Source organism: Streptomyces sp. NPDC088747 (genome assembly GCF_044751025.1).
In the GTDB taxonomy this organism is placed as follows: Bacteria; Actinomycetota; Actinomycetes; order Streptomycetales; family Streptomycetaceae; genus Streptomyces.
This window is the reverse complement of the sequence record NZ_JBIVKZ010000006.1, coordinates 506,884-519,948: the sequence shown is the minus strand read 5'-3', so window position 1 is coordinate 519,948 and position 13,065 is coordinate 506,884. Positions and strand designations below refer to the sequence as shown.

Below are 13,065 nucleotides of genomic sequence, written 5' to 3'. Positions count from 1 at the left end.
GACCTGCTGAGGTGCTGGACCGGCATCTGCACCACCTGCGGCCGCCCTCTCATCGCCAGCAGACCCAGAGCACGAACCTAACGAAGCACTACTAGGGGGTGTCGTTTGGATCAGGCCGGATCAGGCCGCGGCGTCTGGTGCGGTGCATCGCAAGGCGGAGCGTCATCCGCGTACTGGGCGTACTCGGGTGATGCGACAACGCGGCGAGGTGCCGTGCCAGGCGTCGCGGACCCGGGCTGATCCAAACGACACCCCCTAGTCGCCGCAGAACTCCGCCTCGATCACCGCGTCGCTGTCTCCCGACCAGTCGCCGTTGAAGTTGAAGGACAGGGAGTGGCGGCCGTCGGCGGTGGTCACGGACTCCGACGAGGAGCCGTGGATGCCGCCGCCGTGGCCCCAGACGTACACCCCGCAGCTCAGTTCGCGGCCGATGAGCCCGAGGCCGTACCCGGCGTTCGGGATCTCGCCGACCGGGACGGTGGTCCTCATCTCCTTGAGCTGCCGCGGCGGGAGCAGCCTGCCGCGGAGCAGGGCGGTGTAGAAGCGGTTCAGGTCGGAGCCGCTGGAGATCATCTCGCCCGCCGCGGAGGCCAACGAGGGATTGAGCTCCGTGACGTCGTACGTCGGCCCCGTCGTCGTCGGCGCCAGCTTGCCGTAGGCGCGGCTGCTCGGCCGGGGCACCTTGGGATAGGTGCCGGGCACGAGGGTGGCGCGCAGGCCCAGGGGCTCGATGACCCGGCGGCCGATCTCCGAGGCGAACGAGTTGCCGGTGACCTTCTCGATCACCATGCCGGCCAGTACGTAGTTGGTGTTGGAGTAGTTCCAGGACGTGCCCGGCGCGAAGTCCGGCTTGTGCGTCATGGCGATCGCGACCAACTGGGCCGGGGTCACGGTGTCGTAGCGGTGTTCGAGGAAGCCGTCCTTCAGGAAGTACCTGCGGCCGAAGTCCTCGTCGTCGGTGTAGTTGTTGACTCCGCTGGTGTGGTTGAGGAGCTGTCGGAGCGTGATCAGGCGTCCGTCGTGGCCGTTGCCCCGCACCACGCCCGGGAGCCACTTCTCCACCTTGTCGTCGAGCGACAGCCTTCCCTCCGCCTCCAGTTGGAGCACCACGGTGGAGACGAAGGTCTTGGTGATGCTGCCCACGCGGTAGCGGTCGGCCGTGCCGCGGGGCTTCTTCGTCCTCAGGTCGCCCACTCCGGACGCGGCGGCCCAGGTGCCGTTCCCGTCCCGCACGGTCGCCGTCACACCCGGTACGCCGTCCCGCACGGCGGCGTCCATCGCCGCACGGGTCCCGCCGTGGCCGCCCTTCGCGGGCGGGGCCGCGAGCGCGGGTCCCGCCAGAGCCGCCGCCAGTGTCACCGCCGTCGCCGCCACCAGTCCCGTACGGGTACGCCTGCGGCCTCTGTGGTTCCGGTAGTTCATGGGTTCCCCCTTGTCGCCGGGCTCGGTCGGGAAGGGGGACCCGGTGGTGGGCGAGGGGGTTGCCCGGGTGTGGGCCGGTTGAGTGATATCTAGCCCTTCTTGAGCACGAGTTCCGTGTTCCGGTCCCGTGACGTGCCCGCCAGGTCCGAGCGGGCGCCCGGCGCGTTGAAGGAGAGCTCGCGGTAGAGGGCGGCGAGGCCGGTCTGGGTGAGGTCGGTGAAGTCCGTGGCGGGCGGGGCGGCGGCCTCGACGCAGGTGGTGAAGAGGGAGATCGTGCCGTCCTTGTTGTCCACCAGCTCGATGACGCGGGCGAGTTGGGGATAGTCCACGTGCGAGGCGGTGGAGATCTCCCAGAACGAACGGCCGCCCGGCGCGGAGTGCGGGGTGATCTCGTTGCGGTGGATGTGGCCGTTGACCCAGGCCAGGACGTTGGCGTGGCCGGCGAGCAGGGCGAGGACGTCCTTGCCGGTGTGGCGCTTCTCGTTCGGGCGGGCCGGGTCGGGGCGGGTGTTGGTCATCGACGCGCTGGTGTGGTGGCTGAAGACGACGGCGTAGGAGTCCTTGTTGTCGCGCAGCGTCCGGTCGAGCCACTTCAGCTGGGCGGCGCCGAGGGAGCCCTGGTAGTGGCCGCCCGGGTCGGTGGTGTCCAGGCTGATGCCGATGACGTCGTCGGAGACGCGGAACGAGTAGTACTGGGTGCCCGCGGCCACGTTGGCCGACGAGTAGCCGTGTCCGACGGGGCCGTTGGCCGTGTACGCCGGGTCGAGGTGCGCCTTGAGGTAGTCGGCCGGCGTGAAGGGGGCGCGCTTCTCGTCCGGGGTGACCGGGCGCAGGTCGCGCGCGTGGGCCTGGAGGAACTCGCGGTACCGCACGCCTCTGGGGTCCGTGGCCTTCTGGATGGCTTCCTTCAAAGGCTTGCAGTCGGCCGCCGACGCGCTCATCAGCTTCTTGCCGCCGACGGCGAAGTCGGTGAGGAAGGGGTCGCTGTGGGAGGCGTAGCAACCGAGCGGCAGGGAGTCGTGGTTGCCGACCGTGGAGTACCAGGGGAGGTTGAGGCCGGGGCTGCGCAGTTCGGCGGTGGCGGCCTTCAGGAAGCCCTCGATGTGCGGGAAGCCGCGCTGCTTGTCGGCGTCGCGGAGGGTGGAGTCGGGGTGCCAGTACTGCTTGAGTCCGCTGTCCTGGACGCCCTCGTAGGAGCGCGGATCGCCGCTGCCGGGGGTGATGCGACCGCCGCTCATCACCTTCATGAACCATTCCAGCTCGGACTTCGCGTTGTTGTCCGTGTTGTCGCCGGTGGTCATGACGAAGTGCAGCGCGGAGCCGGTGACGGGGGCTCCGGGCAGCGAGTTGATCCGCTCGACGAGCGAGACCGCGCCCTGCACGGACAGGATCTCCTGCGGGCGCCAGCTGTGCACGTCGGTCGAGCGCATGAACTCCAGGCGCAGCGGGTGCTGGGTGTCCATCAGGTGCAGGTCGGTGAGTTGCACGAACGAGGCGAGCGCGGTGCGCCTGGCCGCCCGGCCCGACTTGGCGGAGGCCAGTTCGCTGCGTACGACCCGCTTCCAGCCGGGGCCGCCGCCGAGCCGCCGGTATCCGGTGGAGCCGGAACGGGGGGCGGAGACGCTGCTCAGGGTGGTGCCGCGCTCGTAGGGGTCGAGACGGTCGAGGGGTGCCCGGCGGGACACCGCGACCGGCGCCTCGGCGGGACCGGCGGCGGCCACGTCCGTGGCGGCCTGTGCCTCCGCCGCCGCGTGCGCGTCGGACGCGGGCCGCAGGGCGAAGCCGATCCCGGCGGAGACGGTCACCGCGCCGGTGGCTGCCAGCAGGGTGCGGCGGTTGAGGTCGGATGCAGCGGCGGCGACAGAGCGTATGCGCGACATGGCGCGATCTCCCCGATTGCGAACGCGTCGACAGTGGTCGCGGGAGGCTCGCGTCGCGAACGCCCCGCTCATACTGGATCGTTGGCACCGGGGGTGACCTGCGCGTTAACTGGACCACAACGGGCAGCGCCGATCACCGTACGTGGATCTTGGGCAACTCCGCGCGACCATGGGCGTCCATGGAGCTCACCTCGAACGGCCTGGAGTCGGTCACTCCGTGTTCATCTGGGAGGGGAACACCGATGCGTACGAGTCGTGCGGGCGCTACTTCGTCACGCGGCCCACGGCCGGCCGCCGTCGCCACAGCGTGAGCCCGATATCGACCAGTCCGACCCGGTTGAGCCCGGACACGGCGTCCAGCGGGTGCCAGGCCGCCATATCGGTGGACCCGTCGGCCTCCGGACGCAGTTCGCCGCCGGTGATCCGCCCTTCGTAGACGAGCCGCAGGGCGTGGTGGTCGGCGACGACGCCGAGGCGGCGCGGGATCCGGCGGCTGACCGAGTCCACGCCGAGCAGGGCGGTGGCCTCGAAGAGATATCCCGTCTCCTCCTCGACCTCCCGGACGACGGTGTCGTAGGGGTCCTCGCCGTGGTCCATGCCGCCGCCGGGCAGCATCCACTCGGGGGTGCCGTCGTCGTCGTGGCCGCGGGCGAGCAGCAGTTCGCCGTCCCGGACGCATATGGCGTAGGCCGCCACCCTCAACTCCTCGCGCACGCCGTGACGTTAGCGCGCCGGAGTCGGATTGGCAGCCGAATACTCGGGGGCGGACCAGGTCAGCGGGCTGGCGGCCGGGGTCTCGACGACCGCGGTGACGGTGAAGCGGACCGTGCGCTCCCCGTCCTCGTCGAACTCGGTGCGCGCCGTGCCGGTGAGCTGGAGCACGGCCCCGGAGGTCCAGTCGAGGAAGAGCAGCCCGGCCCGCGGGTCGACGGAGAGGTTGCCGAGGGTCAGGAACATGGAGTTGCCGGGATAGTCGCGCCAGCTCAGCTCGCCGGGCGAGGTGGCGCGGACGAAGCCGGGGTTGCCGCCCCGGTGACTGACGTCGGCGCCGTCCTCGTGCACGGTGGCGATGAAGAAGGTGTCGGCGGACTCGATGAACTCGCGTTGTTCCGACGTCAGTTCGGAACTCCGCCGAGGTGTGACGGAGGGGCGGTCGGCCGTCTCGTACGAGTCCCTGCGCTGGAGGTACTTCGGGCAGTTGGCGAAGACCTGCTCCGCCTCGACCGCGAAGCCGCGGGGGGTGGGGCGGGCCCGGCCGTTGAGGCGCATCCGGCGGCGGGTGCGCGGGTCGAGCGCGATGGTGCCGACGGGGGTGTCCTCGGCGGCGAGCGCGGCGGCGAGCGGGTCGCCCGCGCGGACCCCGCCCAGCACCGAGATCTGGTGGGGGCCGGTGGCCCGCACGAAACCGGGCCCACCGGTGAGCAGCGAGGCCCACACCGCGCCGTCCGCCGGGTCCGCGGCGCCGATCACCAGCATCGGCTGCTGCTCCAGGAAGGCGGCGGCCACCGGGCGGATGCCCTGTCCGACGGCCTGGCCGACATGGTCGGCGATGTCACGGACGCCGACCCGGTCCTGCACGGCACGTGAACCTGCGTGAAACGTCACGGGGTGCCCCTCTCGGCTCGGAAAGAACTATCGAAAAGAACTATCGCGAAGAACTAGAAGAAACCGCAGGTCGGGGCGGATCCGGACGGTGCGGGCGCGTCCTCGGCGCCGCTCGGCGCGTAGATCTCCAGGCGGGTGCCGTCGGGGTCGTGGAAGAAGATGCCGCCGGATGACGCGCCCTCGCCGTGGGCGACCACCCCGTCGTGCGCGAACTCCACGCCGTGGCCGCGCAGCGCGGTCTCGTACTCCCTGACCCGGTCGAGCGAGTCGACCTCCAGAGCGAGGTGGTGCAGGCCGGCGCGAGCGCTGTCGTACGCCCCCCGCGCCTGCTGCCACAGGGTGAGGACGAGGTGGCCGCTCTCCCCCAGGAACGCATACCGCCGGTCCTCCTCCTTGCCCTCGCCGATCACCTCGAAGCCGAGCACGTCGCGGTAGAGGCCGAGCGAGCGGTCGAGGTCCGTGACGTTCAGACCGATGTGGCCGGTGCGCGGAGTCATGACAGTCCCCTTCTGTCCGGTGGCGGGCTCCCGTCCGAGCCTAACCTCTTTAATAGACATTAGAGGTTAGAATCGAGAGGTGCAACCAGTCACCTACTCTTGAGCGGTTAGCACCGAGGGGAGTCTCCGCCATGCCCACCACGTCCGACCCGCGTCCGCTCACCGGGGAGCCGGTCTCGCTCGACCTGCTCAACACCCGCTGGATACACGAGGGGGCCGTACGGGATCTGCTGGCGGACACCGACGGGCTGGCGGTGTGGCTGGCGGCCAACCGGCTGGACTTCCCGGCCGACGAAACCGTCCTGCGGTACACGCTCCAGGCCCGGGACGCTCTGCGCGCCGTCGTCGACGGATCCCTGGCCGAGGGGGCCGCCGGTGTTGACGCCGTCCTCGCGCACGGGCGCGTCCGCCTCACGCTGACCGCCCAAGGGCGCGGCGAGAGCGCCGAGTTCGACGAGCCGGCCCGGGGTCCCGGTTGGTTCGCCGCGCGCGACCTCCTGGAACTGCTGGGCACCGCCCCCGACCGGATCCGCGCGTGCGCGCACAAGTCGTGCGTCCTGCACTTCTTCGACACCTCGCGGAACGGCACCCGGCGCTGGTGCTCGATGTCCGCCTGCGGCAACCGGGCGAAGGCGTCCCGCCATTACGCGCGTACGAAGGACAGCTGACTTCGTACGGGCCGCCGGGGCATTCCGGCATGTCCCGCATTAGCGGTCTTTCACCGGCGTGACGTATGGCGGAAGTACGCCATGACTCCAACCCGCCCCGGTCAACCCTCCCCAAACAAGTGCCCCTTGGGTAAAGCTGAGCGGTCATCCGGGTTCACATACCGGACTGATGCGGTCCCGTCCCGAATGACCGTCGGGGCAGGTCGCTCCACGCTCGTTCCTTTACCTACAAGGGATGCTGATGACCTCCGACCCTCAGCGCGTTCCGATATCGGGCGCGAGACGCGTGGCCCGGATAGCCGTGGCCGCGGGCCTGGTGGCCGCGCTCTCCGCGGCCGGGCCGATACCGATGGCCTTCTCCGCGGACACCGGCACTCCGGCGGCCGACCCCGTGATCAAGTCCGCGAGCGAGAAGCTCGGTTCGGACGACGCGGACCTGCTCGCCGACGCCAAGGCCGCCGGTGACAAGAACGTCACCATGATGATCGCCACCGCTCCCGGGCAGACCGAGCAGGTCGCCGGCCAACTGGACGCGGTCAAGGGCGGGTCGGTGGGCGAGTCCTACGACAAGCTCGGCTACGTCCGCGCCACCGTCCCCACGGCCAAGGCCGACTCCGCCATCGAGGCCGCCGCGAAGCTGGCCTCCGTGCACGGCATCGACCTCCGCCAGGAGATCGAGCTCGACGACCCGACGCCGACGGCCGACACCGCCAAGCGCGCCAACAACGTCTCGACGGCGGCCACTTACCCGGCCCCCTCGAAGAGCACGCCCGCCGAGAACCCGTACAACCCGTCCTTCGAGACGGGCGCCGTCGACTTCGTGAAGGCCAACCCGAAGGCGGACGGCCGGGGCATCACCATCGGTGTCCTCGACTCCGGTGTGGACCTGGCGCACCCGGCGCTCCAGAAGACCACCACCGGCGAGCGCAAGATCGTCGACTGGGTCACCGCGACCGACCCGATCCTCGACAGCGACGCGACCTGGCGTCCGCAGATCACGCCGGTCTCCGGGCCCACCTTCACCTACAGCGGCAAGACCTGGACGGCGCCCGCCGGTTCGTACCAGGTCAGCCTGTTCCGGGAGTCCTCGACCGCCGGCGGCGACGCCGCGGGCGACGCGAACCGGGACGGCGACACCACCGACTCGTGGGGCCTCCTCTACGACGCGGCGGCCGGCACGGTCCGCGTCGACCTGAACAACAACAGCGACTTCGGCGACGACACACCGCTGAAGCCGTACAAGGACGGTTACCAGGTCGGCTACTTCGGTACGGACAACCCGTCCACCGACGTCGTCGAGCGCCAGCCGTTCGTGGTGGAGATCCGCAAGGACGTCCCCATGGACCCGTACGGCGGGACCTGGGTCGGCAAGAAGGCCGACTTCGTCAACATCGGCGTCATCGAGTCCGAGCACGGCACGCACGTTGCGGGCATCACCGCCGCGAACGGCCTGTTCGGCGGCAAGATGAACGGCGCGGCCCCCGGCGCGAAGATCGTCTCCTCGCGCGCCTGCACCTGGACCGGCGGCTGCACCAACATCGCGCTCACCGAGGGCATGATCGACCTCGTCGCCAACCGCGGCGTCGACATCGTCAACATGTCGATCGGCGGCCTGCCCGCGCTGAACGACGGCAACAACGCGCGCGCCGAGCTCTACACGCGTCTCATCGACACCTACGGCGTCCAGCTGGTGATCTCCGCGGGCAACTCCGGCCCCGGCGCGAACACCATCGGCGACCCCGGCCTGGCCGACAAGGTCATCTCGGTCGGCGCGTCGATCTCCAAGAACACCTGGGCCGCCAACTACGGCTCCAAGGTGGAGACCAAGTACGCGATGATGCCCTTCTCCTCGCGCGGCCCGCGCGAGGACGGCGGCTTCACCCCGACGCTGACCGCCCCCGGCGCCGCGATCAACACCACGCAGACCTGGCTGCCCGGCGGCCCGGTCGCCGAGGCGGGCTACTCGCTGCCGGCCGGCTACTCGATGCTCCAGGGCACCTCGATGGCCTCCCCGCAGGCCGCGGGCGCCTCGGCGCTGCTGCTGAGCGCCGCCGAGCAGAAGGGCATCGACCTCACCCCGGCGACCCTGCGCACCGCTCTCACCTCGACCGCCGACCACATCAAGGGCGTTCAGGCGTACGAGGAGGGCGCGGGCCTCATCAACATCCCGGACGCATGGAGGTCCATCAGGGCCGGCGCGACCGCCCACGAGTACACGGTGAAGGCGCCGGTCGACACCGCGATCGACTACGCGCTGGAGACCCCGGGCTTCGGCACGGGACTGTACGACCGTGAGGGCGGCCTCAAGGCGGGCCAGAAGAAGACGTACGACATCACGATCACGCGTACGTCCGGCGCCGCCACGGCGCTCCGCCACGAGCTGTACTTCGAGAACAACGCCGCCGGCACCTTCAAGGTCGTCGGTGACGACGTGGTGAGGCTTCCGCTGAACCAGCCGGTGACCGTCAAGGTCCAGGCCTCGCCGAAGTCCGCCGGTCTCAAGAGCGCGATCCTGGAGGTCGACGACCCGAGGACCGAGGGCGTCGACAAGCAGGTCCTGTCGACCGTCGTCGTCTCCGCGCCGGTCAAGTTCACCTACTCGGCGTCGGGTTCGGTGCAGCGCAACAGCACCAAGTCGTACTTCGTGACCGTGCCCGAGGGCGCCACGTCCCTGGAGGTCGCGATCGGCGGCCTGAAGGGCCTGAGCCAGACGCGGTTCATCGCGATCCACCCGTACGGCGTTCCGGTCGACAACACCTCGACGCCGTACTGCTACAACAACTACCTCGACGGCAACGGCTGCAAGCCCGACGTGCGTTCGTACGCGGACCCGCAGGCCGGCGTCTGGGAGATCGAGGTCGAGTCGCGCCGTACGTCGCCGCTGCTCGACAACCCGTACAAGCTGGACGTCTCCGTGCTCGGCGTCGCCTTCGACCCGGCCGTCGTGACCGTTCCCGAGGCCAAGGTCGGTGTCCCGGCCGCCGCTTCGTGGACCGTGACGAACAACTACGCCCCGCTGGACGGCACGTTGAAGGGCGGTCCGCTCGGCTCCTCGCTGACCGCGCGGCCGACCATCGCCGACGGTGCGACGCAGACGACGACGGTCGAGGTGCCCGCGGGCGCCGAGTCCCTCGACGTGTCCATCGGCAACGTCTCGGACCAGGCGGCCGACCTCGACCTGACGGTGTACGACGCCGACGGGAACGTGGCCGGTTCGTCCGCCGACGGTGACTCCGAGGAGGCCGTCTCGGTCGCCTCGCCCGCCGCCGGCACGTACACCGTCGAGGTCGTGGGCTACTCGATCCCGTCGGGTTCGACCGCCTACGACTACCAGGACGTGTTCTTCTCGTCCGCGCTCGGCACGGTGTCGGTCGACCAGTCGACTCCGGTCAAGCTCGCCACCGGCGCCTCGGCCCCGGTGTCCGCCTCGGTCACCGCCGCCGCCGCGGCGCCCGAGGGACGCGAGTTCTTCGGTCAGGTCCAGCTGGTGAACGCGCGCGGCACGGTCGCGGGCCTCGGCAGCGTGAAGATCGAGAAGGTCACGCCGTAGTCGTTACGGCTTGAGGGCGGGCGTCCGGTTTCGGGCGCCCGCCCTTTCTCATGCGTGCGGTCGGTCAGCAGGTGAGGTCACGGGAGTCGGGCAGGGCATCGAGGATCCAGGCCCGTTCCCGGGCGATCTCCTTCTCGTCCGTGGTCCAGATGTCGGGCGTCCCCGAGTTGAGCGGGATGCCGACCAGGACGTGGTCGCCCTTGTGGAGCCGGGGGTCGGCGTCCTCGGCCATCACGAACGTGATCCGGTCCTTGCCCCGGTCCGGCTTGTAGTAGCGGCTCACGTCGAGGGTGACGCGGTCCAGGGTGGCGCCGGGGACCCGATCGAGCTGTGCGACCGTGCCCTCGACGACAAGGCGGGAACAGGCCAGGTAGCCCGGCGCACTCAGCGAGGATTCCCCCTTGGCGTCCTCATCGGCACCGGCGTCGTCCTGAGGACCGGCGGCCTTGTCCGCGCTCGACGTGGCGTCGTTCGCGCCCTGTCCCGCCTGCGTCACGAGCCAGCCCATGCCCGCGACCAGGGTGGCGGCGCACGCGACGGCGAGCGTGCCCAGGGCGATCCGCAGGGGGCGGCGGCTGCGCGGAGTCCGCGCGCGAACCGGCTCGGCCCGCTCGACCTCCACGGCCTCCGGCGCCGTACGGGGCCCCTCCGCCAGCGCGTCCCCGATGAGCGTCAACCGCTCGCGCAGCAGCGCCACATCCGCGGTCGCCGAGCCGTACTCCGCCATGAACGCGGCGTCGTCCCGGGCTCCCTCGGGCAGCGGTTCGTCCGTGATCGCGGCCAGGAGCGCGTCGACTTCTTCGTACTCGGCCACGTCACACCACCTCGTCCTCGTGCAGGCGGGCGCGCAGAGCCCGAACCGCCGTGTGCAGCCTGCTCTTGACCGTGCCCTCCGGGATGCCGAGCTCCTCGGCTATGCCGCGGACGGGCAGGTCGGCGTAGAAACGCAGGACGAGGACCTGGCGCTGGGAGTCGGGCAGTTCGTCCAGGCCCTGCGCGACGGCCAGCGAGAGCACGTTGGAATCCTCGTCGGCGGAGTGCTCCGGCTGCCGCAGCGAGGCCAGGCGTTCGCCTATCCGCTCCTGGCGGCGCTTGGCCCGGTGCCAGTCCATCGCCAGGTTGGAGGCGACGACCGCGGCCCACGCGGACACGTCACGCGGCGCCTCGTCCCCCTTCGCCGCGCGCTCCAGCAACCGCAGGCGGACCTGCTGCACCCCGTCCGGCAGGTCCGCCTGCGGTACCCCGCCGAGCGCGAGCACCGCCCGCACCCGGCGTTCCTGCGCCGCGTCCAGCGGATCGTCCACCTCCTGGACGTCCCCCTGAGCGCGGCGGGCCTTTCTGCGCAGCACAGCACCCCTCCCCTCCCGCGTTTCCCCTACGACGCCGGGGCGGGCCGGAACGTTCGCCCGATCCGGCGTTCTTTTTCCGCGTTCCTCGCGGCACGGGTCTCGGAGAGGTACGTCACACCGTTCCGGGACCCGGTGTTCCCGCGGCCTCTCCGCGGCCCCTCCGCGTCCCACTCCTCGGGCGGCGGGGCGAAAGGATTGGACACGCGGGCACTGGTCAGACGCATCATGGAAGCGCTGGACCACGTCATACGCAAGCAGAGGGAGTCGCCGTGAGGGTCGGAATCGTCGGAGCCACCGGTCAGGTCGGCACAGTGATGCGCAGGATCCTGGTCGAGCGGGACTTCCCCGTCGACGAGCTGCGCCTGTTCGCCTCGGCCCGCTCGGCCGGTTCGGTGCTCGACGGTGTGACGGTCGAGGACGCCGCCACGGCCGACTACTCGGGCCTGGACATCGTGCTCTTCTCCGCGGGCGGCGCGACCTCGAAGGCGCTGGCCGAGAAGGTCGCCTCGCAGGGTCCCGTCGTGATCGACAACTCCTCGGCCTGGCGCAAGGACCCGGACGTACCCCTCGTGGTCTCCGAGGTGAACCCGCACGCGATCGCCGACCGGCCCAAGGGCATCATCGCCAACCCGAACTGCACGACGATGGCCGCGATGCCGGTGCTGAAGCCGCTGCACGCCGAGGCGGGCCTTGAGGCCCTCGTCGTCGCCACCTACCAGGCGGTCTCCGGGTCCGGACTCGCCGGCGTCGCCGAGCTGCACGGGCAGGCCCTCAAGGTCGTCGCGGAGGCCGACAGGCTGACCCACGACGGCGAAGCGGTCGACTTCCCCGAGCCGCAGGTCTACAAGCGGCCCATCGCCTTCAACGTGCTGCCCCTCGCGGGCTCGGTCGTCGAGGACGGGCTGAACGAGACCGACGAGGAGCAGAAGCTCCGCAGCGAGTCCCGCAAGATCCTGGAGATCCCCGCGCTCAAGGTCTCCGGCACCTGTGTCCGCGTCCCGGTGTTCTCCGGGCACTCGCTCCAGGTGAACGCCCGGTTCGCGCGGCCGCTGAGTGCGGAGCGGGTCACCGAGCTGCTGGCCTCCGCCCCGGGCGTCGTCCTCTCCGACATCCCGACCCCTCTCCAGGCGGCCGGCAAGGACGCCTCGTACGTCGGCCGCATCCGCCCCGACGAGACCGTCGACCACGGCATCGCCCTGTTCATCTCCAGCGACAACCTCCGCAAGGGCGCGGCCCTCAACGCGGTGCAGATCGCGGAGCTGGTAGCCGCCGAGCTGAAGTCCTGACGCCGGGTTTTGCTCGCCCCCTCCGCCCCTGCCCGTCCCGTTCCTGGGGGCTGCGCCCCCAGACCCCCCTTTCGCGCTTCGCGCTCGTCCTCAAACGCCGGACGGGCTGAAAATCTCTAGCGCCGTCCGGGGAAAATTTCAGCCCCTCCGGCGTTTGAGGAGCGGGGGTTCGGGGGCGGAGCCCCCGAGTACGGGACGGGTAGGGGCGGAGGGGGCGAAAACCCGCTACCCCCGGCGCACCTCGTACAGAAAGCACCCGTACTCGACGGCCCGCACGTGGACCAGCGCCACGGCCGGGTCGTCGAAGGCGTTCCGGAAGGCCGCGTCGTCGGGGGCGTCGACGAGCCGGCCCCCGAGGATGCGCCCGTCGGCGGAGTACCGGCGCAGCGTCCGGTGGGCGTTGGCGAAGGGGTACCCGTCCGGGCCGTCAGGCCCGGCGCACTCCTCGGCGTGGATGAAGACCGGCCCCTGCTCGTCGTAGGCCCCGGGCTCGGCGCCGGTCTCGGAGGCCCACCGCCGCAGGGGGGCGTAGGAGACCAGCGCGATCAGCTCCCCCGGCACACTGCGCCGCAGACAGCAGCGCAACGGCGCCCCGCCCTCCTCGTCGGTCACGGAATCCATCCCGCGCCCCGCGTCGTCGGCGACGCGCAGTTCCTTGAGGATCACGGGGGTGATGGGTCGTGCGGTGTAGGTCGTCATGGCTCCAGCGTCACGCGCGCCCGCCCGCTTCTCCGGCGGTTAACGGACATCGCGTTCGGCGCGACTCCCGTGGAAGGATGGCGCAACCCACACATAACGAGGAGATGAC

11 protein-coding genes are annotated in these 13,065 nt (G+C 70.8%); 3 read left to right on the top strand and 8 right to left on the bottom strand.

The window, feature by feature from the left end; translation table 11 throughout:
- Positions 1 to 255: 255 nt before the first annotated feature.
- The 5 genes from ACIP79_RS18010 to ACIP79_RS17990 form a co-directional block, all read right to left on the bottom strand.
- A complete protein-coding gene (locus ACIP79_RS18010; protein WP_401224252.1) occupies positions 256 to 1,422 on the bottom strand; it encodes a serine hydrolase domain-containing protein in 1,167 nt (388 codons plus the stop codon).
- An 89-nt stretch (positions 1,423 to 1,511) separates the two neighbouring features.
- Complete coding sequence (locus ACIP79_RS18005; RefSeq protein ID WP_401224249.1) at positions 1,512 to 3,302, bottom strand: TIGR03767 family metallophosphoesterase; 1,791 nt, start codon at positions 3,300 to 3,302, stop codon at positions 1,512 to 1,514.
- 264 nt (positions 3,303 to 3,566) lie between these two features.
- Entirely contained in the window at positions 3,567 to 4,016 is a 450-nt protein-coding gene (locus tag ACIP79_RS18000) for an NUDIX hydrolase (protein WP_401224248.1), read from the bottom strand.
- Positions 4,017 to 4,025: 9 nt separating this feature from the next.
- A complete protein-coding gene (locus tag ACIP79_RS17995; protein WP_401224246.1) occupies positions 4,026 to 4,907 on the bottom strand; it encodes a pyridoxamine 5'-phosphate oxidase family protein in 882 nt (293 codons plus the stop codon).
- 53 nt (positions 4,908 to 4,960) lie between these two features.
- A complete protein-coding gene (locus tag ACIP79_RS17990) occupies positions 4,961 to 5,404 on the bottom strand; it encodes a VOC family protein (RefSeq protein WP_401224244.1) in 444 nt (147 codons plus the stop codon).
- A gap of 131 nt (positions 5,405 to 5,535) precedes the next feature.
- Here ACIP79_RS17990 and ACIP79_RS17985 point away from each other — a divergent pair, with 131 nt between their 5' ends.
- Both ACIP79_RS17985 and ACIP79_RS17980 read left to right on the top strand, forming a co-directional pair.
- Positions 5,536 to 6,072 (top strand): CGNR zinc finger domain-containing protein, encoded by a 537-nt coding sequence (locus ACIP79_RS17985; RefSeq protein ID WP_401224242.1) that lies wholly within the window; start codon positions 5,536 to 5,538, stop codon positions 6,070 to 6,072.
- Positions 6,073 to 6,313: 241 nt separating this feature from the next.
- A complete protein-coding gene (locus ACIP79_RS17980) occupies positions 6,314 to 9,622 on the top strand; it encodes a S8 family serine peptidase (RefSeq protein ID WP_401224241.1) in 3,309 nt (1,102 codons plus the stop codon).
- A gap of 64 nt (positions 9,623 to 9,686) precedes the next feature.
- Here the strand turns inward: ACIP79_RS17980 and ACIP79_RS17975 are convergent, their stop codons facing one another.
- Positions 9,687 to 10,436, bottom strand: coding sequence for a hypothetical protein (locus ACIP79_RS17975; RefSeq protein WP_401224239.1), 750 nt, complete (start codon positions 10,434 to 10,436; stop codon positions 9,687 to 9,689).
- A gap of 1 nt (position 10,437) precedes the next feature.
- Positions 10,438 to 10,971, bottom strand: a complete 534-nt coding sequence (locus ACIP79_RS17970) for a sigma-70 family RNA polymerase sigma factor (protein ID WP_401224237.1) — start codon at positions 10,969 to 10,971, stop codon at positions 10,438 to 10,440.
- A 269-nt stretch (positions 10,972 to 11,240) separates the two neighbouring features.
- Here ACIP79_RS17970 and ACIP79_RS17965 point away from each other — a divergent pair, with 269 nt between their 5' ends.
- The gene (locus ACIP79_RS17965; RefSeq protein WP_401224235.1) at positions 11,241 to 12,257 is read left to right on the top strand and encodes an aspartate-semialdehyde dehydrogenase; all 1,017 of its coding nucleotides are present in this window, start codon (positions 11,241 to 11,243) and stop codon (positions 12,255 to 12,257) included.
- 225 nt (positions 12,258 to 12,482) lie between these two features.
- Here ACIP79_RS17965 and ACIP79_RS17960 read toward each other — a convergent pair whose 3' ends face one another.
- Positions 12,483 to 12,956, bottom strand: coding sequence for a DUF1203 domain-containing protein (locus tag ACIP79_RS17960; protein WP_401224232.1), 474 nt, complete (start codon positions 12,954 to 12,956; stop codon positions 12,483 to 12,485).
- Positions 12,957 to 13,065: the final 109 nt, after the last annotated feature.

What these genes read in the sequence shown, in the direction of transcription:
- ACIP79_RS18010 (WP_401224252.1), bottom strand. Translation starts at nt 1,422, where the DNA reads ATGAACTACCGGAACCACAGAGGCCGCAGGCGTACCCGTACGGGACTG.
- ACIP79_RS18005 (WP_401224249.1), bottom strand. Translation starts at nt 3,302, where the DNA reads ATGTCGCGCATACGCTCTGTCGCCGCCGCTGCATCCGACCTCAACCGC.
- ACIP79_RS17990 (WP_401224244.1), bottom strand. Translation starts at nt 5,404, where the DNA reads ATGACTCCGCGCACCGGCCACATCGGTCTGAACGTCACGGACCTCGAC.
- ACIP79_RS17985 (WP_401224242.1), top strand. Translation starts at nt 5,536, where the DNA reads ATGCCCACCACGTCCGACCCGCGTCCGCTCACCGGGGAGCCGGTCTCG.
- ACIP79_RS17980 (WP_401224241.1), top strand. Translation starts at nt 6,314, where the DNA reads ATGACCTCCGACCCTCAGCGCGTTCCGATATCGGGCGCGAGACGCGTG.
- ACIP79_RS17960 (WP_401224232.1), bottom strand. Translation starts at nt 12,956, where the DNA reads ATGACGACCTACACCGCACGACCCATCACCCCCGTGATCCTCAAGGAA.